Below are 19,702 nucleotides of genomic sequence, written 5' to 3'. Positions count from 1 at the left end.
TTCTTTATGAAAAATTCAAAACAATGGAAACCTCACAACGCCAAACCTATCTCGACTGGTTAAGAATATTCTCCATAGTGGGAGTATTATTCTTCCATTCGGCCATGCCATACGTAGCGGAAAATTCATGGCACATCAAAAACCACGATACCAGCTACCTCATGATGGAATCAAATCTCTTTCTGCATTTGTTCAGGATGCCGCTGTTGTTTTTCATCTCGGGCACAGTAAGCTATTTTATGATGCAACGCCGAAGCAGCCTGAATTTTATAGGCTTAAGATTCCGCAGACTGTTTATTCCGGTACTTTTCGGCATGCTGGTTATTGTACCCCCTCAAATTTATATGGAATGGCTAGACAAAGGATATACCGGCACTTTCTGGGGTTTTTATAAAACGGTGTTCAACTTTGTTCCTTATCCTAAGGGTAGTTTTAGCTGGCATCATTTATGGTTTATTGTATACTTATTTATATATGATATCCTGTTCGCACCATTATTCGCCTGGATGGCATCACCAAAAAGCGTTGCTCTAAAAGCCAAACTGGCACTATTGGCCAACGGTAAATGGATTTACCTGATTATGCTACCCGGCATTATCTGGTATGCCTTGTTAGCCCAAAACCATCCTGAAACCAATGACCTTGTGCATGATGGTGTTTACTTTGTTTACTGGTTGTTTTTCCTTCTGGCGGGTTTTATCTGTATTACCCAGTCTAAACTGATGGATAGCCTTGAACGCAACCGTCGCTTCGCCCTCACTATTGGCTTTTTAAGCTTTTTATTGCTCGATTATTTACGCTGGAATAAAATTGAACCTGGCCATGAAGCGTGGCCATTCCATACTGATGCATTTAATCCTTTATTTTTCATACTCCCCCCTATAGTAGCATGGGGATGGGTATTAGCACTGGTAGGGTATGGTAAAAAATACCTGAATCGTAAACTCAAAGTGCTTGATTATTTAAACCAGGCCGTTTATCCTTTTTACATTCTGCACCAAACTGTTATTGTAGTGCTGGTATATTATATTGTGCAAGTACCCAATGAAAGTATTTTATCAAAGTATTTGTACACGGTTGCTATGACCCTTTTTATCACCGTTGGAATTTATCACTTACTGGTACGTCCATATGCTGTTACCCGTTTTCTGTTTGGTATGAAACCGAAATCAAAAACAGAAAAAAAGTCAGATAGTGTAAATGAGCCTCAAAATTTAAAAGAGATTGCAGCGCTTTCTGCCTGATATTTGTAAATTGAACTGATGAAATTTTTCAGAAAATATATTTTCCCCGCAATATACGGCCTGCTGGTATATTTTACCGTAAGGCTGTTGCATGATACCGACGTAAAGGAACGGTTTTGGGAAAGGCAATTTTACATAAATGCTGTTGAAATAACCTGCTCTATATTTGTTGGCTATACTGCGATTTATCTTTTCCAAAGACTTTTCAACTATTATAACAAACATTGGCCCGCACAATTAAGCTACAAGGGTATAGTTAAAGAACTGGTTATATTGGTAGCTGTTAACCTTATATTGGTAAATATTGTATTTGTACCGATGGATATAACCTTGCACCAGGATTGGAATCCCTTCTGGATATCCTGGGCGGATATAGCCGACATTAATATGATACCAACACTTTATGCCATAGTATATTATGGCATGGCCCGCAGCAGTATATGGTTGCATGCCTATGTAGATAATAAGTTACAATTAGAAAAAGTGACCAACGAGCACCTGGAAACTGAGCTTAAATTTTTAAAGGCACAATACCATCCGCATTTTTTGTTCAACGCGCTCAACACCATTTATTTTCAGATGGATGATGACCTGCAGGGGGCAAAAAACAGCATTGAAAAATTTTCTGAGCTGCTGCGATACCAATTGTATGACCAGCAGCAACAGGTACCTGTTATGAACGAAATAGAATATCTGCAAAGCTTTATCGACCTGCAAAAAATACGCAGCAGTGATAAATTGCAATTAGAAGTTAATTTTGATAAAGGATTGAATGGCCAGTTGGTTTACCCGCTATTATTTCTTCCCCTGGTTGAAAATGCCTTTAAATTTATTGGCGGCAATTACAATTTATTAATAGATGCAAAACTGGATAATGGCCAGATCATCTTTAGGGTTGAGAATTCAATACCTGATTTTGTCCCGCCAATAATCCGGACAGGTGGTATTGGCATCGAAAATTTAAAGCGACGGCTGGACCTGCTTTATCCGCAAAAACATTCATTGTTTACTGCAAAAGAAAACGGAACTTTTATTGCTGAATTAAAATTAGATTATGAATAACATTACCTGCATCATAACTGACGATGAACCCTTTGCCCGCAAAGGCTTGCAGGGATATATCGAAAAAATAGGCTTCCTTGACTTGAAAGGTACTTGTGAAGATGCTATCCAATTAAGCGACATGCTCCAACAACAACCTGTAGATTTACTTTTCCTGGATATTCAAATGCCTCATATTACCGGTATTGAATTTATCAGGGCATTATCCAAACCGCCAAAAGTAATATTCACAACAGCTTATGAACAGTATGCCCTGCAAGGTTTTGAATTAGATGTGCTTGATTATTTACTTAAACCCATATCATATGAGCGCTTTTTAAAGGCGGCCTGGAAAGCACGTGACTATTTTGCTGTAAGAGAAGATAAAAGTCTGGCAACGATCCCCTACATGTTTGCAAAAAGCAATGGCAAGCTGGAAAAAATATGCTTTGATGAAATATTATTTATCGAAGGGATGGAAAACTATGCGGCCGTACATCTTGAAAATAAAAAACTTATTATTCATACAACTATAAAAGCCTTATTGGAGAAACTACCCGCAGGGAAATTTATTCAAACACATAAATCATACATAGCAGCCATCAACAAAGTTGAAAGTATAGAAGGCAATACCCTGCACATTCAAAAACACCAGGTGCCAGTTAGTAAATATTTACGTGAAGAAGTTTTGGGGGTGATAGTAAAATAACATCCTAACAAGAGGTTTTCAAATCAATGATGTTTCCACAACAAAAGCAATATTCTTGTCCCGACAAGAACCTTGTTTTTTGCAAAATTTAGCCCATTTTGTCCCAGCATGGCCCATCATCATGCATAACTAATTGACTTTCAGTAACCTGTTGATTCATTACACATCACGTGTACCATTCTGTACCGTATTTTTGTGGGACAGACAGATCGCAATAAATCATCCATATTTTATTTAAATTTGAAAACACCATTCACCCGGATAAACCCATGTCCTTGACCAATAACGGAACTGTAACTTTAAACATCAGCGAAAATGGTATTGCTACCATCAGCTTTTACCATCCTGCTCAAAACTCCTTACCGGCGGTATTACTTGATGAATTAACTGCAAAAATTAATGAGGCCGGAAGTGATAGCCAAACCCGCATTATTGTACTCAAAAGTGAAGGCAACAGAACTTTTTGCGCCGGAGCCAGCTTTGATGAACTATTACAGATAAAAGATAAACAAGCCGGTGCAGAATTTTTTTCTGGCTTTGCAAACGTTATAAATGCATGTCGTAAATCGCCCAAAATTATCATTGCACGTATTCAGGGTAAAGCTGTTGGAGGAGGCGTTGGTATCGCCTGTGCTGCCGATTACTGCCTGGCAACTGAAGCTGCTTCAATAAAGTTAAGCGAATTGGCAATCGGTATAGGCCCTTTTGTTATATCGCCGGCAGTTATCCGCAAAATAGGTTTGTCTGCATTTTCACAACTTACTATCCGTGCGGTTGATTTCCAAACAGCACAGTGGGCCAAAGAAAAGGGCTTATACAATGAGATATATCCGGATATTGATTCGCTTGACTCTGCTTTAATTGAGCTTACTCAAAAACTGGCCTCCTATCATCCGGAAGCCTTGCATGGGTTAAAAGAGATTTTATGGGAAGGCACTGCAGACTGGGATCAATTACTAACTCACCGTGCAGCAATTAGTGGAGAATTAGTGCTTTCAGAATTTACCCAGCAAGCTTTAACAGGTTTTTTAAATAATAAAAAATAGATCCAAATCAAAAGTTTACAATAACACTTAAACAGTTATAAACGTACAAAGCCATACTCCTTTAAAGCATACTTATATTTATAATTAATTACCAATATAACTATTGGTTATTGTTAAAGATTAAATAGATTTACAGTAGGTTTTTTTAAAGAGTATATTTCAACACTTTTCACTTAGCTTAAATATGTTTTATTGGTTAGTCACCGTACTGGTACTTGCACTTATTCTTGTTGGTTTTAACGTTTATAATTATTACGATAAACGCAATAGAACGGCAAGAAAACTAGAAAGAATTAGAAATAAATGGGCTCGTCCGGTAAATGCAAGGCGAAATTTCAAGCTAATTGCTGCCTATTTAAACGCTGAAGATAATCCTGCTAAATTGGCATATGTAACAGCTGAAGATCTTGACCTGAATAACTTATTCAATTTTATTGACCGTGCAAACTCTAAACCTGGTAAGCAGTATTTATATAAAAAGCTTTTTATTCCTGAAACCAACATTGAAAACTTATTAAGATTTGATAAAAAAGTTGAAAAGTTCAATTTACCACGACCAGATCTTGAAAGCTTTGAGATGGAGCTTGCCAGACTTAACAATATAGATGCTTATTACATTGCAGATTTGTTCTTAAAAAAACATGAGTGGTTAATGATCGCTCCATTAAGGTTTTTCGTTCGCATATCAGGTATAGCAATTGTTGGCTTAATCATATCCTTAATTGCGGTACCCAACCTGGCCTGCTTTGGAGTTCTTTTACTATTAATTGCAAGTAATATTGCCGTTCATTACGGAACAAGAAATAAAATATCAACCTATACCCGCTCATTACCACAATTGGTAATATTAAACAATGTTGCCAAAAAGTTATTAAAAAAAGTAAGTTTTGAAGCTGATGAACAGGTTAAAGAGAGTATAAATAAGCTATCAGGTCTTATTCGCACTTTAAAACTGGTAAGCTTTGAAAGCAAGCTTGCCGATGACCCCGAAACTTTAAGCTATGCCATTTTTAAGTTTATAAAAGGATTATTTCTTATTGAGCCCCTGATGTTTACTACATCGGTAAAACGAATCAATAAATACCGTGATAATATTAAAGTGATATATGAATACGTGGCAGAAATTGATAGTCTTATTGCTGTTATATCCGTTCGCTCGGGTTTACCATTTTATAGTAAACCTACATTTTTCACCGAAAAGCAGGAAATGGATCTGCAGGAAATGTATCATCCATTAATCTATAATTGTGTTCCAAATTCTATTCATACTCATTCTGACGAAGGTGTTTTGATAACTGGGTCAAATATGTCTGGTAAAACTACCTTTATTAAATCAATAGCAATAAATACTTTGCTGGCACAAACTATTTACACCACCTGTACAAAAGCTTACAAGGCACCATTGCTTAAAATACAAACCAGCATCCGCACCAATGATGAGTTGAGCGAAAACAAAAGTTATTTCCAGGCAGAAGCACTATCTATATTGGATATTATTAACCAAAGCGGTGCTGATGAGCCTATTAAAAGCTTAATTATTATTGATGAAATATTTAGGGGTACCAATACAATTGAGAGGATAGCTGCAGCAAAGTCAGTACTTAATTATTTAACTGAAAATAAAAATTTCCTTTACGTATCAACACATGATCTGGAACTGGCGGACCTGCTGGATAATGAATATGCTGTTTATTCGTTTGAAGAATCTGTTAGTGATACTCGCCTTGTTTTTGATTACAGAATAAAAACAGGAGTACTAAAGAATAAAAATGGCATTGCAATTTTAGAAACTATAGGATTCCCCGAATCAATAGTAGAAGATGCTTATATAGTAAGCGAAGAATTAAAGCGAAAATACCTGCTTTAAGGCCATCAAAAACTTAGTTTCTGAGTCTGTTTTTCAAAACACGCAGTTCTTCCTGCATTTGCTCAACTTTTTGCAATAAATGAGTTATTGCTTCAATGCCTGCAATATTTATTTCAAGCTCCTGATGCATTCTAATCATTTTTTCAAGTTTTTGCAGTTCGCTTTCGGTAATATAAGTAGTATGATTAATCTCTTCCAACTCCAAAAGTCCGGCTTCATTTAACGAGCTGATAAAAGTGTACGTTACATTATGGTAGGTACATATTTCTGTGGTGGCTATTAAATTGGTCATGTTAATTTGTTTATTATTTACGTCCTCATTTACCCTTGATCCTAACTTTCATCCTTTAATTGTTCAAATAGTTTTTTTTGCTTTTCTGTAATATTAACAGGTATCTGAATATCATAAGTCACATATAAATCACCAAATTCGTTTTCCTTTTTGTAAACAGGCAGGCCCTTCCCTTTTAGCTTAACTTTGGTGCCGTTTTGGGTTTCGGGTTTTACTTTTATTTTCACCTTGCCATTCAGTGTTTCAATCATTACTTCACCACCCAGTACTGCAGTATAAATATCAAGCTTAACAGTAGTAAATAAATTGCTGCCATCTCTTTTAAAATGAGGATCATCAGCAATAATAAATTTAATAAACAAATCTCCTGCCGGGCCGCCATTTGCGCCTGCAGCCCCATGCCCTGCAATTTTTATAGTTTGTCCGTTTTCAACACCTGCAGGTATAGTTATTCTTATATTTTTTCCGTTAACCGTTAAAGCTTGTTTATGTGTTTCAGCAGCTTCCTTCAAGTCAAGGTGCAATTCGGCATTCAAATCTTGCCCACGGTATTTGGTTTGCCGCCCTCTTGCTGAACCTCCGCCCTGCCCGAACATGGATTGAAAGAAATCAGAAAAATCATCACCGCCAAAACCTTCAAAACCTGATGATTGCCCACCACCATAGGTACTCTGTCTGCTATTTTGCTGTTGTTGAGTATATTTTTCATACTCCTCACCACGTTCCCAGTTTTCTCCATATTTGTCGTATTTCTTCCTCTTTTCAGGATCGCTTAATACTTCATTAGCTTCATTTAATTGCTGAAACTTCTTATTCGCTTCAGCATCATTAGGGTTCAAATCCGGATGATACTTACGTGCAAGCTTACGGTAAGCATTTTTAACCTCTTTTTCAGTGGCTGTTTTTGTAATGCCTAAAATTTGGTAATAATCAATAAATGCCATTTCAATAAATTGGTAAAAGTATTTATAGTTCCAGGTTCACTATGCAACAAGTTACCTCATACTACTAATAAATCAAAATTATAAAAGCTCATCAAATAGGTGAAGAGCTTTTATAATAGTAGTATCATTTTTAATATTTTAGTTTATGGTCTTGGCGGTGGCGGCGGACCTTTTGGATGCGGTGGCAAATGTATGGATATTCCATGATGGGTCCTTCTGCTATGATGGTGATGCCTGAATGGATTTTTGATATGTAATGGCGGTGGTGGTGGTGGGCGCCTTGGTGGTGGTGGCAACTGAATACTTATGTTGCCAAGCTTAAAATTATCAGCCTTTACACTTACAGTTTGCATCATACAGGCCACTAAAAGTATGATAACTAAATTCTTAAATTTCATAGTATTATATTCTATTTAAATATACTCGTCAAAAAGCATATTCTTAAATATAAGAAGCTAATCTGTTAAATAAAGTTTGTTTTATTTTAAATCTCCTTTTATCAGTGACTTTTTGGGTAAAACCAAGAAACCTCACACTCTTTTTTTTCGTAACTATATATGGACTTATTTATTAAAACTTTTAATTAAAAAACACCCGTAATTAAAGCTGCAATAAAATGGAAAATCAAGATACAATTATTTCTATTTTTGATTGTTAATTGCGGGTAACAATTATTGTTAAGATTGAGCCGACTATTATTTCAGCCAGAATTCCTGAAAATGAAAGCAACAGGTTACAAGACCTTTCTTTATCGAAGCAACCTGTTGGATACAACCTCACGAGGCCTAATTTAACTACTAAAAGCGAACTTAATCAGGGCGCTTGCTTTAAAATAACCATTTAATCAACATGGACCAATCCATTTTTCACCAATTCAGCAATATTGAAGCTAAAGAAATAGCTCCGGGCTTTTTCTCCAAATTAATTCATACAGCAACCAATACTATCAATTTTATTGAAGTAAAAGCAGGCTGCACATTGCCCAGGCACCGGCACATCCATCAGCAATGCTCATTTGTAATTGAAGGAAAATTTGAACTTACGGTAAATGATGTACCTCAGATACTTGATTCAGAATTATTCGCAATTATCCCATCTGAAGTATGGCACAGCGGAACCGCTATAACTGATTGCAAACTGATAGATATTTTTAGCCCGGCAAGAGACGATTATAAAAACCTTTAAAATTAAACAGCCCTGCTTATTTAGCAAGGCTGTTTAATTTTACTAACGGTGATGATAACGATGATGGCGGATATGATGATGGTGAAAATGGTGAGGATAAGGACCGCCAACTCTGGCCCTAACTGCTACTTGAGCCATAGCGCTACCGAAGGTAAACATGGCTACTATAATTAATAGAAACACTTTTAAAAACTTCATAACTTTTTTATTTATAAATGATTTCATTTTTCAACTATCCTAATTGGTCACTAAGATTATTAATAAAACCCCGAAATATAAAAAAGGTTTTTATTAATATCAATGTAATCATTAATGTTACAAAACATAAAACTTGTCAAGTCAATAAATATTGTACAGCCTGTCAAAAATATTAGGTTTGTATTTTCTTTAAGAATATGTCAATAACAAAAGCTATCATTAGTGATGTCCCTCAACTTAACAAGTTAGTAAATAGTGCTTATCGCGGCGAAATTTCCAAAAAAGGCTGGACTACTGAGAGCGATATACTTGATGGGTTACGGATTGATGAAGAAACACTTACTTCTTATTTTAACAATCCAGATATTACTATTCTTAAAAACACTAATGAAGCTGGCGAAATTACCGGATCTGTTTATTTGGAAGTCCGCCAGCCTAAACTATATGTTGGTATGTTTAGCGTTTCGCCGTTGCTTCAAAATAGCGGTATTGGCCGCAAATTGCTGATGGCAGCCGAGGATTATGCCAAACAGTTAAACCTTAACCAATTAAGCATGACAGTAATCAGTACACGCCATGAACTGATTAGCTGGTATGAGCGCCGTGGGTATAAGGCAACTGGTGAAATTTTACCCTTCCACGCCGACAAAAAATTCGGTATCCCCAAACAGTACATTGAACTGATAGTGATGGAAAAATCCATCTAAAAAATTCATTTCCTGCACAAAAAGCAGTTTGGGTGCAACCTTCCCGAAATATTGTCGTCTCATTAATCAAATGATCCGAAAACTATTTATTTAAATGGAAGAGATACATCCTCAATTAAAAGAATTTATAGTTGATTACTGTACCAGGTACAAGATTAGGAAAGTTGATCCCCATGCGTTAAACCTGGATACCAGCATTGATCTTGACTTGGACATTGTTGATATTGAGATAGACCTTTTTATTGCCGAATTTGCTGAAACGTTCAGGATAGATCAGTCAAAATTTAGCTGGTATAAATATGGTTATCCAACAGGTTCAGCAAGTGTAAAAGTAATCAGATCGGTATTTGGTTATAAATCGCAATGGGTAAAGCGTTTATCAAACAGACTTTATAAACCTAAATTTAAGGTGAGCAACTTACAGGAGGCTGTAAACTCCGGCAAATTAATATAAACTACTGAACCACTGTGGGGCATAAAGCAATCTTTCTGGTCCCGGGCCGGACGGAACGAATATAATGTGGTCAGCTTGCAACGGTCTGCATTTTATGAGTTTGCTAAGTGCCCCGCAGTGGTTTTTAACCCCAACCTGCGGTTAAAAACCTGCAATTTTAAAGGTCTGTAACTTTCGTATGTGCCCTTTTAATATAATTGCGGATATCCAATACTATTCCGGCAAAAACATAAAATATAAGCGGAAAACCAACAGCCAGGAAAGAAGAGTATATAAAAAACAGTCTTATCTTGGCGATAGATATATTAAACTTTTCACCCAGGTAAGTACAAACACCAAATGAGTATCTTTCAAAAAAAGTTATAATCCTTTGCAACATATCACACTAATTTTAGAATCTTATTACCAACGCTGCATTGAAGGCATTTCTTATTATTACAGTAATTATTTTTTAATTCAAGCAATGCCTGCGATTCAAATGCAGTATTTATTTTCACTCCTAAGTTAACAAAATCTGCCACAATATTGTTGTTTTCATTTGGTAAGTTCTCCAATAATTGTAAGCTCCTATTTATATAATGCTGCAACTGATTATGTTTACCATAACTAAATAAAAACAATGCCAATGTATTTAAAAGTAAAATATCAATTGATGACGACCCCAGATTTTTTGCTGATGGAGCTGATTCAACATCAAACCTATAATGGGTTTCCCAGTATGGATTAACGTGTATATCAGTAAAAAGGTCTCTCAATCCTTTTACTTCTTTATTATCCAACACTTTCGAAAATAAATGATTAGAATGTACTATTAATGCAGCAAATTGTGCCAGCCTTATTGTCGGGAAATTTGGGGGCCGCAATCGCATAAACTTCCATAAATGGCTTTCAATAGCTTGTAATCCATATTTCTTGCTCAAAAATTCATATTCCTTTTTCAGCTTTAAAGGATATTCATCTTGTGGCTCACCCACTAAAAATCCAGCCTGCCCAAATATAAGCGCCTCAATCTGCATGGAACTATTTTTGTGCTTTGCCAAAATAGTTTGAGGTAATGATTTGGCAAGCAATTCAAATGGTAATGCATTGGTCTTAAATCCAAAATTGGCCGCTAAAAACTGATAAAAAGTCTCTTCCCAATCACCTCGATTAAGGTTAAGTGCATTAATTACCGCAGCCGACTTTTTTTCTAACCGCTCAACCAATACCCTTGTAAGCCATGTATGCATGGTAAGGCTATCTATTGTGCCTATATTAGCTTCACACGGAATAATGGTTTGATTGCCGAAAACGAGCTGGTGATACTTGATATATAAATCATCTGGTATACGATTTTGTAATTCAAGGGTAGGTATTCTGCGGCCATCAGGTAAAACCAGCGGGACATCGTCGCGGTAAACAACGTGTAAAATCACATTATTGTAAGCATCATCAGAATTGTGTCCATGTTTTTTCCAATCGGATGATGACAGGTGTACCTCCACATTTCCTGCCCAAACAGTATCCCCTACCTTTATCCTTGCATTTTGAAAATCGGGGCCCGAATCTGAATTATGAAACCCTACAGAAAATACTTCTAAATCTTCACCATCATTCGTTTTCAGGTCAGTCCGCTCAAAAAGCCGGAATTTCCAAACATAATGCAAAAAGTCTTCAGGAAATATCATGCTGTTGTAATGACAGGTTAGTGTTCAGGTAAATTTGTTTATTTATTCTGAAACATACAAACTAAAACCATCAGTTTCAGATAATCTTTTCCAATTTAATGCAGCGTCCAGGATTTGTAGCTTATAACAGTTCTGTTAACTCACTAAAGGTGCTAATGGTGGCTACCTGTCCGGTTTCAACAATACCAAAACCGTAGTTTGCAAAAATAAATGGAACGCCTGCTTTTGTAGCAGCGTCAAAATCGCCCATGGTGTCACCAACATATACTGGTGCCGTAAGCTGATAATCATTAACAATATCTTTTATATTTTCGGATTTGGGATTTCCTTTTGTTCCGTAACATTGATGGCCTATAAAATAATGCCCCATTTCGCTTAGTTTTAAAAACACTTCAATATATCCGTTCTGGCAGTTACTCACTATAAATAATTTATATTTTGATGTAAGATAGTCCAGTGTTTCTTCTAGCGCAGGATATAATTCACCACCTTTTGTATGTAATATTTCCAGTTCACTTTTAGCACAAATACCCATCAGTTCTGTACGCTGTTCTGTATCTAGGTTGGGAAATAATCTATCGAATATTACATTATAAGCTAAACCTGTAATTGATCTAACCCTATCGCGTGTCATTAACTCATCCACATAATCAACCTGATCCATAGCAGCCTGCCATGCCAGGGCAACATTGTTTGTACTATCCCAAAGGGTGCCGTCCAGATCGAAAATTATACTGTCGAATTTATTTTTTAAAGAGCTCATGCTTATAAATATGGCGGCAAAAGTAGCAGATTTTATCCTTTTTACACATAACCATTATTGTCATTATTCACTCACAATAATTTGTAATACTTAAACGCGCATTTAAATTCTTTAGTTTTACAAATAAAACACAGCAATTTTGAATAGCCGACCGCAAAAAAATGTACGTACCGAGCCTTTAACTTTAAAAGAACGCCTGGCTGCATTACGTAATTTACCCGCCTTTTTTTTATTGGTATGGCAAACCAACCGCTGGTTAACTATAGCTAATGCAATATTGCGCATTGCCCGTTCAGCTATGCCGGTTGCCTTACTCTATATTGGAAAACTTATTATTGATCAGGTATTACAATTGAGTCATCAGCACAATGCCGACACACATTATTTGTGGCAATTAGTAGGGCTCGAATTTGGTCTCGCTATATCTACCGATGCATTGAGCCGGGCAATTACCCTTATGGATGCATTGCTGGGTGATCTTTTCAGTAACCATACTTCTGTAAAAATAATGGCTCACGCAGCTACACTTGACCTGGACCAGTTTGAAGATTCAGTATTTTATGATAAGCTTGAACGGGCCAGGCAGCAAACTGTAGGCCGCACTGTATTACTTTCGCAGGTGATGAGCCAGGTTCAGGATCTTATCACCATGGTATTTCTGGCTGCCGGACTAATGGCATTTAATCCATGGTTGATTGTATTATTATTAATAGCAATTATCCCGGCCTTTTTGGGTGAATCTTATTTTAATGATCAAAGTTATGCGCTTACAAGGGGACAAACACCTGAGCGACGAGAACTTGACTATTTAAGATATTTGGGCGCAAGCGACGAAACAGCCAAAGAAGTAAAAATATTTGACCTGTCCGGATTTATCATTGAGCGATTCAGACAACTATCGGATAAGTTTTATGCCGAAAATAAACGCTTATCAATAAAGCGTTCTCTATGGGGTACCTTATTTGCTATGCTGGGAAGCTTAGGATATTATGCTGCTTATGTGGTAATAATAATAAGAGCGGTAAATGGTAGCGTTACAATAGGTGAACTTGCCTTTTTAGCCGGCTCATTCAGGCAATTGCGAACTCTACTAGAAGGAATTTTAAGCCGTTTTACAGCTGTTTCACAAGGTGCCATTTACTTGCGTGATTTTTTCGAATTCTTTGAGATTGAACCTCAGATAAAACTGGCTAAGAATCCTCTTCCGTTCCCAAAAAAGATACAACAAGGTTTTACATTTGAAGATGTTGGTTTTAAATATGCGAATGCTGAACGATGGGCAAATCGCCATTTAAGTTTTACCCTTTATCCCGGCGAAAAACTGGCGCTTGTTGGCGAAAACGGAGCCGGAAAAACTACCCTTGTAAAATTACTTGCCAGGCTTTACGACCCAACTGAAGGACGAATACTGTTAGATGGAAAAGACTTACGGGACTATGATCTGGTTGATCTACGATTGAATGTCGGCATTATATTTCAGGATTATTTACGTTACCAAATGACTTTTGCCCAAAACATTGCGGTGGGTAAAATAAGTGAACAATATAATCGTCCATTAATAGAGACATCAGCAAGGCAAAGTTTGGCTGATGTACTGGCGGCTAAATTACCCGCGGCTTATGATCAGCAATTAGGAAAGCGTTTTGCTCAGGGAGTTGAATTATCAGGCGGCGAATGGCAGAAAGTTGCGCTTGCGAGGGCCTACATGCGAGATGCGCAATTGTTAATATTAGATGAACCAACCTCCGCACTCGATGCACGTGCCGAATATTCCGTTTTTGAACGCTTTGCTGAGCTAACAACCGGTAAATCAGCTGTTTTAATATCCCATAGGTTCAGCACAGTTCGTATGGCAGACAGGATTTTAGTCCTTGAAAAAGGACAATTAATTGAAATTGGCACCCATGAAGAGCTCATTCAAAAAGATGGCCGTTATGCCGAATTATTTAATCTCCAGGCTCTGGGCTACAGATAAAATTTAAAAAACACAAACTGTCTGCTTGTTGCTAACGTATACATTAGTATGATTGCAGCTAAAAAAAACGTAAAAATACGCAGGCAAATACCGTAAAAGCCCCAATTAATCAGTAGGCATTTTCATTTATTTTTGAAGATATTCCGGATTGGAATAATTTTTGAAGATACTCTTGTAACTATTTAAGCATCCTATGAAACAACTTATACTTTACTTCATGTTTTTCGTAGCTTCTTCATTGATACTTATTCAATGTGCACGTTTTTTTCCATCAATTGATACAGGAAAAGAAAACCCATTTGAAAACAAAAAAATAAATACAGTTAAAAATAAAGAAAAGGACAAACCTGTATTATCAGAAAAGAAAAGTACACCAAATAGTAAGATTTCTCATATGGCTTATATCTCCTATTGGCCTTATCACATTTTACAAAAAATTAATAGAAGTAATTTGTTGAATAATCCTTACGATATAATTCAACAGTACAATCTTACCAGCAATAATATAATTCAGGAAAAATAAGTTTAGTTAAGTAATTAGTTTAGTTAGGGCATACAGTTGTTGCAGTAATGTAATAACTGTTTTGCTTTATGGCGAAAAGAGCTTCTCCTACGATATATTATATAAACATTTATTTTCCAGACAAATAACACCAACACCTACTACAAATAATCTTTCAATTCACGATGCAATAAATAACTATTTCATGATTCAGAATATAAACTAAAATATTAGTTCATATTCTTCGTTTAGTTTTCTAAACACAATAAATTATGAAAAAACTATCAATCGTTATTGCATTAATTTTAATGATCATTAAAACGGTAAATACGCAAACCCAAAAGGGCGACTAAACCCTTGGATTAAGCTTTGGCTTTTATTCCGGTAGTCAGAATTATACTTATACAGGTCAAAATCCGATATCATTTGGATCCACAAATTCTACTTCTTTTACAACCATCCCAGGTTATAGTTACTTTATAGCCAAGAACCTGGATATAGGAGCAAGCATTGGATTTGGCGATGAAACCGAGCATCAAAATGACCCTAGTACCCCTGGCGGAACTATCAAAACTATAAATAAAACTTACAGCCCTACAATTCATTTACGTAAATACTTCTTATTTAACAATAAGATCGGGATACGTACAGGGCCTTATTTTCTTTACCAATATAGCAACTCAAATAGCATTTATTCTTCGAATAGTTCATCCAATTATAATTCAAGTTCTCACTATTCGCAGACAGGAATAAATGCTGATTTTGTTTACTACCCTTCCAAAAAGGTAGGCTTAGCCGTTAATATCGGTAGTTTATCATACAACCACCAGAGGTTTGATAGTCAATCGAACTATACTACCGATAGCGGGGTAAGCCTTCAATTTTTAACCAGTAACCTTATGTTATCGGCTTATTATGTTTTTGGCAATTAAGCAATTAATATTGTTAATAGCTTATTAATATTATTTTATTGAGTGCAAAGCTGTAAGACAGATAATTAAAACCGGTACAGCAAGTATTACAAAAACGCGTGCCATTTGAATAGCGTTTGCATTACCCTCAACAAATACGTTGTTAAAATCAGCTTTAAAGTTGTTTAATTTAGTTTCCATGATTGTTTAATCTTAATTTATCAAATAATTTATCAGTAATATAATTTATCAAATTATGTGGTCTTGTACGGCTTATAATTTCATAAGGTTACATATATAATTGAAAAAAAATATTTAAGATTAAAAAATCATAACAAATAAGCCTGAATTTACAGGTAGAATCCTCTAAACTCAGGCTTATTATTATATTATGAAACTGGTTTGAATAAACTAAAAGAAGCTGTAAATGATGAAGTTAATAAAATTTAAACCAGCACAACTACCTCAGGTTTTAACTGATTAAACTACTGCTAAATTTTTGCAGGCATTTAAACATTCATTGCGGATATATGTTGGTAATTCATCTTCGTTACCGAATTTAAAAATGGCTATTCCTCCTTCAAAATGGTAGTGAATATGATATTGAAGCTTATCATGTTGTGAAAATTTGTTTTTAGCATTTCTGCCAATAAACCATCCTTTATACATGTTTTCTATTTCTTGGAGCTGCTTATTGAATTTTTCAATAATAGACAGGCATGTTTTTGGCTCATCCCCTATGTAAAGGATATTACTAAACTGGGGCCAGCTATTTGGGTGAGCACTTTTCATCATCAATAGTTTATGCTTCAAAGTTATAAGGATGAGATGAAATTGTAATGAAAAGGAAAAAATTAGACATTATACAAACAAATAGCAGCATTTTGTTACAAACACCTTCTTCATCAAGAAGATGCTCCTAATCTTTAAACGGGCTTATTTAACGCTATTTTCTTTAATAATATCCTCACTCATTTCCGGGTGATAATGTAATCCGGGAGTTAACCAGTGCAAAAGCAATACCCTTGAGTATCTAAAATTAAATGGGGACAAAGCAACGCCAACAGCTATAATTATGGAAACATACACCCATGGATTTCTACTTCCCGACAAAACAGATATTGCAACAGCTAATGTTACCATTTCGGCAACAAACAAGGCATAGCTTACAAACATAGCCACGTAGAAATAACCGGGTTCGCGTTCAAATACCAAACCACAATGAGGACAGGTGGTATTCATTTTTTGTGATTTAAAACCGTACATAGGTGTTGTAAACATATCTCCCCTTCTGCAACGAGGGCATTTGGCATGTACAATGGCAGGCCACATCGGATATTTATTATCAGTAGTGCTCATGTTAATTATGATTAAGTATTTTTCTTCTGAATTCTTCTGGGGTTATACCTTCAAGCTTTTTAAAAAATTTAGTAAAATAGGAGTTGTCATTAAAATTGAGCTTAAAAGCAATCTCATTGATATTTAATTGCAGGTTGGTAAGTAAACGCTTAGCTTCAAGCAACGTTCTGTTCCTGATCACCTCTCCGGCCTGCATGCCCAATAGATCTTTACATAGGGCGTTTAAATGATTTGGGGTAATATATAATAAATCAGCATACTCTTTTGGCAGCTTAAGGCTGAGGTAATTATCTTCAATCAATTTTTGAAAATTCTTTAACAGAATTTGATTATAAGATGCTGGGCCCTTATTATTTACAGTAACACTTAAACGGCTTATAGCTATAAATAACTGCAACATTAACAACCTTACTAAATCAGCACTCATTACTCTTTTACCTTCCGCTTCCTCAATTATTTCTTCCAATAATTTTGATGCCCGGTTAAAGCTGTCCAGTGGTAGATTGATTACAGCATCTTTCACACTGCCATTGAAAAATGAAAAGCTTTCAATATAAGCCGGGTTCAACAAAAGTGACTGAAAAAATGAATCAGAAAAATTAATGATATATCCATCTGTAAAACCCTTAAAATTCCATGAATGTACCTGTCCGGGAATCATAAAATAAATCTGATGTGGTTTTACTTCAAACTCTTCAAAATCTATGGTGTGGCTGCCTGCCCCCTTTGTGAAAAGTAATAAGTGATAAAAAGTATGCCGATGAGGTGCGCTAAGGTTTATATGATGGTTTAAATATGGCTCAAACCTGCTAATAATGATATCGTTCTCCTTAAAAGCAGATAAGGTGCAGATATCATATACTGGTGGGCTTTGCATCATACCACAAATTTAAATACAATACCCCTACTTTTGTGGTAATATTTACTGTTATTGTGGTACTTTTCAATTATTGAGTGTTGTACTTATTTTAAAACTACAGGCTCAGTCATTGGTGCCCATTTATGGATAACATTCTCCAGGCGCTCAATAGTAAATGGTTTGCTGATAAAATCTTTCATACCAGCCTCCTTACATTTCTGCTCGTCCTCACTTAAAACATTAGCGGTCATTGCTATAATTGGCGGGGCATTTTCACCATATTTATTAAGGATACTTTGAGCTGCCTGTATTCCATCCATTTCCGGCATTTGTATATCCATAAAAACAAGGTCGTATTGCTTTTGATCAAACATATCAATCGCAATTTTACCATTATCAGCAATATCAATATTGTAGCCTATTTTTTTAAATGTTTTGCCTGCTATTAACTGGTTCATTTTATTGTCTTCGGCCAACAATATATTAAGCGGGCGGTGTCTGAAAACCTCACTGTTAAATACATATTGATTTTCATTTACATTGGCATCGGTAATTATTAACGGCACAATAAATACAAACTCAGATCCTTCTGATTCTTTACTTTCTGCCCAGATCTTCCCGTTCATCATTTCAACCAATTTTTTACAGATGGATAATCCAAGCCCCGTACCTCCGTATTTTCTTAATGCGGTACTATTTACCTGTGTAAATGGTTTAAATAACTGCAACAAAGCTTCCTCACTTATACCTATGCCGGTATCTTTTATACTAAATGTTACCTGTTGTATACCATCAACACTATTACTAGCGAAAACATGAAGATGTACTACCCCTTCATCCGTAAACTTTATGGCGTTCCCTATTAAATTAACCAGTATTTGTTGAATCCGGCTTTCATCCATTTTTAAGTAAGCAGAAACACTATCATCAATGGTATAATTTAATGAAATATTTTTACCTGGTATGGATATGCCAGGACTGCTGATTTCAATAACCGTTTTTATGCAATTCCTGATGTTTACCGGCTTAAGATGCAGGGTAAGTTTATCGGCTTCAATTTTAGAAAGGTCAAGAATATCACTAATAATATTGATGAGCAGGTTACTGCTTGACTGTAATGTTTTCAATAATTCATGCTGCTCTTCAGAGAGCTCTGAAAGAGCCAGTAACTGTGCTGCTCCAATAATTCCGTTTAATGGGGTACGTATTTCATGACTCATATTAGCCAGGAAATTTGATTTTGCAAGGGTAGCGCCCTCGGCCAAATCTTTCGCTATTGAGAGTGCCGCTTTTGAAGATTGAAGTTCTTCGCTTTTATTAATTAATTTTTCCTTATCAATTTCATGACCTCTTTTCAAAAAACTAATCAATAAACCAGCAAACAAAATATTTTTAACCGAAGATTCTATCAAATCAAACTCCCGTTGATTTGTACTTGTTGGCGGGCTTACCCAATGTGGGAAACGCCGTTCTAACAAAAAACAAGCAACAAATACCGATATTAAATATCCTATAAACAGAAAATGATATTTACGGTTTAATAATATCACGATCAGTACAACCAGATAAACACCCGCAAGTGGTGACGACCCCTCAATTCCACCGTTAAAAAACCAACCGGGAACAGAAAATAAAATGCCCAGGATAATAAAAGCCATAGACATGCGACTATCATAGCCCTTATATTTACTTATATAAAACCCTGATATACACAATGATAAAATAAAAAACTCAACTAACAACAGGTAAGCCGGAAAACCTAGAATAATATTATTAGTAATGCCAATTAAAACACTGATGGCTAAAATTAAGCACATTGCATTAAAAAGCTTATTGTCTAATGATAATGCCGGATCATTAAACCCAATAAATTGTTTTATTTTTTTTATTATCATTCTTCAGCAATAACAAATCAAGTAGCTGTATTAATAAAACACTTAGCACAGAAGCATTAATGCTACTATACTTTAAATATCAAA

General features: G+C 35.7%; 22 protein-coding genes. 10 read left to right on the top strand and 12 right to left on the bottom strand.

What is annotated here, in order from left to right; genetic code table 11:
* The first annotated feature begins 23 nt into the window (after nucleotides 1–23).
* The 5 genes from JN11_RS00960 to JN11_RS00940 all read left to right on the top strand — a co-directional run bounded on the left by JN11_RS00960 (nucleotide 24) and on the right by JN11_RS00940 (nucleotide 5,907).
* Nucleotides 24–1,244: an acyltransferase family protein gene (locus JN11_RS00960; RefSeq protein ID WP_144908746.1), complete on the top strand. Its 1,221-nt coding sequence runs from the start codon at nucleotides 24–26 to the stop codon at nucleotides 1,242–1,244.
* Nucleotides 1,245–1,262: 18 nt separating this feature from the next.
* A complete protein-coding gene (locus JN11_RS00955) occupies nucleotides 1,263–2,306 on the top strand; it encodes a sensor histidine kinase (RefSeq protein ID WP_144908745.1) in 1,044 nt (347 codons plus the stop codon).
* Nucleotides 2,299–2,994: a LytR/AlgR family response regulator transcription factor gene (locus JN11_RS00950; RefSeq protein WP_144908743.1), complete on the top strand. Its 696-nt coding sequence runs from the start codon at nucleotides 2,299–2,301 to the stop codon at nucleotides 2,992–2,994. The genes JN11_RS00955 and JN11_RS00950 overlap by 8 nt, the downstream gene beginning before the upstream one ends.
* 269 nt (nucleotides 2,995–3,263) lie before the next feature.
* On the top strand, nucleotides 3,264–4,040 hold the full coding sequence (locus tag JN11_RS00945) for an enoyl-CoA hydratase/isomerase family protein (RefSeq protein WP_144908741.1): 777 nt from the start codon (nucleotides 3,264–3,266) through the stop codon (nucleotides 4,038–4,040).
* A 184-nt stretch (nucleotides 4,041–4,224) separates the two neighbouring features.
* A complete protein-coding gene (locus JN11_RS00940; RefSeq protein ID WP_144908740.1) occupies nucleotides 4,225–5,907 on the top strand; it encodes a MutS-related protein in 1,683 nt (560 codons plus the stop codon).
* A 13-nt stretch (nucleotides 5,908–5,920) separates the two neighbouring features.
* Here JN11_RS00940 and JN11_RS00935 read toward each other — a convergent pair whose 3' ends face one another.
* The 3 genes from JN11_RS00935 to JN11_RS00925 form a co-directional block, all read right to left on the bottom strand.
* Nucleotides 5,921–6,199: a chaperone modulator CbpM gene (locus JN11_RS00935; protein ID WP_144908738.1), complete on the bottom strand. Its 279-nt coding sequence runs from the start codon at nucleotides 6,197–6,199 to the stop codon at nucleotides 5,921–5,923.
* Nucleotides 6,200–6,240: 41 nt separating this feature from the next.
* A complete protein-coding gene (locus JN11_RS00930) occupies nucleotides 6,241–7,143 on the bottom strand; it encodes a DnaJ C-terminal domain-containing protein (RefSeq protein WP_144908736.1) in 903 nt (300 codons plus the stop codon).
* Between the two features lie 143 nt (nucleotides 7,144–7,286).
* Entirely contained in the window at nucleotides 7,287–7,541 is a 255-nt protein-coding gene (locus JN11_RS00925; protein ID WP_144908734.1) for a hypothetical protein, read from the bottom strand.
* A gap of 451 nt (nucleotides 7,542–7,992) precedes the next feature.
* On the opposite strand from JN11_RS00925, the gene JN11_RS00920 reads away from it, so the two are divergent.
* Complete coding sequence (locus JN11_RS00920; RefSeq protein ID WP_144908732.1) at nucleotides 7,993–8,328, top strand: cupin domain-containing protein; 336 nt, start codon at nucleotides 7,993–7,995, stop codon at nucleotides 8,326–8,328.
* A gap of 42 nt (nucleotides 8,329–8,370) precedes the next feature.
* Here the strand turns inward: JN11_RS00920 and JN11_RS00915 are convergent, their stop codons facing one another.
* A complete protein-coding gene (locus JN11_RS00915) occupies nucleotides 8,371–8,553 on the bottom strand; it encodes a hypothetical protein (RefSeq protein ID WP_144908731.1) in 183 nt (60 codons plus the stop codon).
* A gap of 170 nt (nucleotides 8,554–8,723) precedes the next feature.
* On the opposite strand from JN11_RS00915, the gene JN11_RS00910 reads away from it, so the two are divergent.
* Both JN11_RS00910 and JN11_RS00905 read left to right on the top strand, forming a co-directional pair.
* Nucleotides 8,724–9,233: a GNAT family N-acetyltransferase gene (locus JN11_RS00910; RefSeq protein WP_144908729.1), complete on the top strand. Its 510-nt coding sequence runs from the start codon at nucleotides 8,724–8,726 to the stop codon at nucleotides 9,231–9,233.
* 94 nt (nucleotides 9,234–9,327) lie between these two features.
* Complete coding sequence (locus JN11_RS00905; protein ID WP_144908727.1) at nucleotides 9,328–9,687, top strand: DUF1493 family protein; 360 nt, start codon at nucleotides 9,328–9,330, stop codon at nucleotides 9,685–9,687.
* Between the two features lie 157 nt (nucleotides 9,688–9,844).
* Here JN11_RS00905 and JN11_RS00900 read toward each other — a convergent pair whose 3' ends face one another.
* The 3 genes from JN11_RS00900 to JN11_RS00890 form a co-directional block, all read right to left on the bottom strand.
* Entirely contained in the window at nucleotides 9,845–10,066 is a 222-nt protein-coding gene (locus JN11_RS00900; protein ID WP_144908725.1) for a PspC domain-containing protein, read from the bottom strand.
* A gap of 1 nt (nucleotide 10,067) precedes the next feature.
* A complete protein-coding gene (locus JN11_RS00895; protein ID WP_144908724.1) occupies nucleotides 10,068–11,354 on the bottom strand; it encodes a DUF2851 family protein in 1,287 nt (428 codons plus the stop codon).
* 121 nt (nucleotides 11,355–11,475) lie between these two features.
* Nucleotides 11,476–12,117 (bottom strand): HAD family hydrolase, encoded by a 642-nt coding sequence (locus JN11_RS00890; RefSeq protein ID WP_144908722.1) that lies wholly within the window; start codon nucleotides 12,115–12,117, stop codon nucleotides 11,476–11,478.
* 139 nt (nucleotides 12,118–12,256) lie between these two features.
* Between JN11_RS00890 and JN11_RS00885 the strand changes: the two genes are divergently transcribed.
* Together JN11_RS00885 and JN11_RS00880 are read left to right on the top strand one after the other, a co-directional pair.
* Nucleotides 12,257–14,092 (top strand): ABC transporter ATP-binding protein, encoded by a 1,836-nt coding sequence (locus JN11_RS00885; protein WP_144908720.1) that lies wholly within the window; start codon nucleotides 12,257–12,259, stop codon nucleotides 14,090–14,092.
* A 193-nt stretch (nucleotides 14,093–14,285) separates the two neighbouring features.
* Nucleotides 14,286–14,615: a hypothetical protein gene (locus JN11_RS00880; protein WP_144908718.1), complete on the top strand. Its 330-nt coding sequence runs from the start codon at nucleotides 14,286–14,288 to the stop codon at nucleotides 14,613–14,615.
* A 941-nt stretch (nucleotides 14,616–15,556) separates the two neighbouring features.
* Here the strand turns inward: JN11_RS00880 and JN11_RS24300 are convergent.
* The 5 genes from JN11_RS24300 to JN11_RS00860 form a co-directional block, all read right to left on the bottom strand.
* Entirely contained in the window at nucleotides 15,557–15,706 is a 150-nt protein-coding gene (locus JN11_RS24300; RefSeq protein WP_170227666.1) for a hypothetical protein, read from the bottom strand.
* 279 nt (nucleotides 15,707–15,985) lie between these two features.
* Nucleotides 15,986–16,300 carry a hypothetical protein gene (locus tag JN11_RS00875; protein WP_144908717.1) on the bottom strand — a complete coding sequence of 105 codons (315 nt, stop codon included), beginning with the start codon at nucleotides 16,298–16,300 and terminating at the stop codon, nucleotides 15,986–15,988.
* Between the two features lie 141 nt (nucleotides 16,301–16,441).
* Nucleotides 16,442–16,864 (bottom strand): DUF983 domain-containing protein, encoded by a 423-nt coding sequence (locus JN11_RS00870; protein ID WP_144908715.1) that lies wholly within the window; start codon nucleotides 16,862–16,864, stop codon nucleotides 16,442–16,444.
* Nucleotide 16,865: 1 nt separating this feature from the next.
* Entirely contained in the window at nucleotides 16,866–17,744 is an 879-nt protein-coding gene (locus JN11_RS00865; protein ID WP_144908713.1) for a helix-turn-helix domain-containing protein, read from the bottom strand.
* Between the two features lie 83 nt (nucleotides 17,745–17,827).
* A complete protein-coding gene (locus JN11_RS00860) occupies nucleotides 17,828–19,618 on the bottom strand; it encodes an ATP-binding protein (protein WP_144908711.1) in 1,791 nt (596 codons plus the stop codon).
* Nucleotides 19,619–19,702 lie beyond the last annotated feature (84 nt).

The organism is Mucilaginibacter frigoritolerans, from assembly GCF_007830615.1.
Taxonomy (GTDB): Bacteria; Bacteroidota; Bacteroidia; order Sphingobacteriales; family Sphingobacteriaceae; genus Mucilaginibacter; species Mucilaginibacter frigoritolerans.
Note: the sequence above shows the minus strand (reverse complement) of the source record. Positions and strands in the feature narration are given on the sequence as shown.

Excerpts from the sequence above, each read along its gene's own strand:
- JN11_RS00960 (WP_144908746.1), top strand. The coding sequence starts at position 24 with ATGGAAACCTCACAACGCCAAACCTATCTCGACTGGTTAAGAATATTC.
- JN11_RS00955 (WP_144908745.1), top strand. The coding sequence starts at position 1,263 with ATGAAATTTTTCAGAAAATATATTTTCCCCGCAATATACGGCCTGCTG.
- JN11_RS00950 (WP_144908743.1), top strand. The coding sequence starts at position 2,299 with ATGAATAACATTACCTGCATCATAACTGACGATGAACCCTTTGCCCGC.
- JN11_RS00945 (WP_144908741.1), top strand. The coding sequence starts at position 3,264 with ATGTCCTTGACCAATAACGGAACTGTAACTTTAAACATCAGCGAAAAT.
- JN11_RS00940 (WP_144908740.1), top strand. The coding sequence starts at position 4,225 with ATGTTTTATTGGTTAGTCACCGTACTGGTACTTGCACTTATTCTTGTT.
- JN11_RS00935 (WP_144908738.1), bottom strand. The coding sequence starts at position 6,199 with ATGACCAATTTAATAGCCACCACAGAAATATGTACCTACCATAATGTA.
- JN11_RS00930 (WP_144908736.1), bottom strand. The coding sequence starts at position 7,143 with ATGGCATTTATTGATTATTACCAAATTTTAGGCATTACAAAAACAGCC.
- JN11_RS00925 (WP_144908734.1), bottom strand. The coding sequence starts at position 7,541 with ATGAAATTTAAGAATTTAGTTATCATACTTTTAGTGGCCTGTATGATG.
- JN11_RS00920 (WP_144908732.1), top strand. The coding sequence starts at position 7,993 with ATGGACCAATCCATTTTTCACCAATTCAGCAATATTGAAGCTAAAGAA.
- JN11_RS00915 (WP_144908731.1), bottom strand. The coding sequence starts at position 8,553 with ATGAAATCATTTATAAATAAAAAAGTTATGAAGTTTTTAAAAGTGTTT.
- JN11_RS00910 (WP_144908729.1), top strand. The coding sequence starts at position 8,724 with ATGTCAATAACAAAAGCTATCATTAGTGATGTCCCTCAACTTAACAAG.
- JN11_RS00905 (WP_144908727.1), top strand. The coding sequence starts at position 9,328 with ATGGAAGAGATACATCCTCAATTAAAAGAATTTATAGTTGATTACTGT.
- JN11_RS00900 (WP_144908725.1), bottom strand. The coding sequence starts at position 10,066 with ATGTTGCAAAGGATTATAACTTTTTTTGAAAGATACTCATTTGGTGTT.
- JN11_RS00895 (WP_144908724.1), bottom strand. The coding sequence starts at position 11,354 with ATGATATTTCCTGAAGACTTTTTGCATTATGTTTGGAAATTCCGGCTT.
- JN11_RS00890 (WP_144908722.1), bottom strand. The coding sequence starts at position 12,117 with ATGAGCTCTTTAAAAAATAAATTCGACAGTATAATTTTCGATCTGGAC.
- JN11_RS00880 (WP_144908718.1), top strand. The coding sequence starts at position 14,286 with ATGAAACAACTTATACTTTACTTCATGTTTTTCGTAGCTTCTTCATTG.
- JN11_RS24300 (WP_170227666.1), bottom strand. The coding sequence starts at position 15,706 with ATGGAAACTAAATTAAACAACTTTAAAGCTGATTTTAACAACGTATTT.
- JN11_RS00875 (WP_144908717.1), bottom strand. The coding sequence starts at position 16,300 with ATGATGAAAAGTGCTCACCCAAATAGCTGGCCCCAGTTTAGTAATATC.
- JN11_RS00870 (WP_144908715.1), bottom strand. The coding sequence starts at position 16,864 with ATGAGCACTACTGATAATAAATATCCGATGTGGCCTGCCATTGTACAT.
- JN11_RS00865 (WP_144908713.1), bottom strand. The coding sequence starts at position 17,744 with ATGATGCAAAGCCCACCAGTATATGATATCTGCACCTTATCTGCTTTT.
- JN11_RS00860 (WP_144908711.1), bottom strand. The coding sequence starts at position 19,618 with ATGATAATAAAAAAAATAAAACAATTTATTGGGTTTAATGATCCGGCA.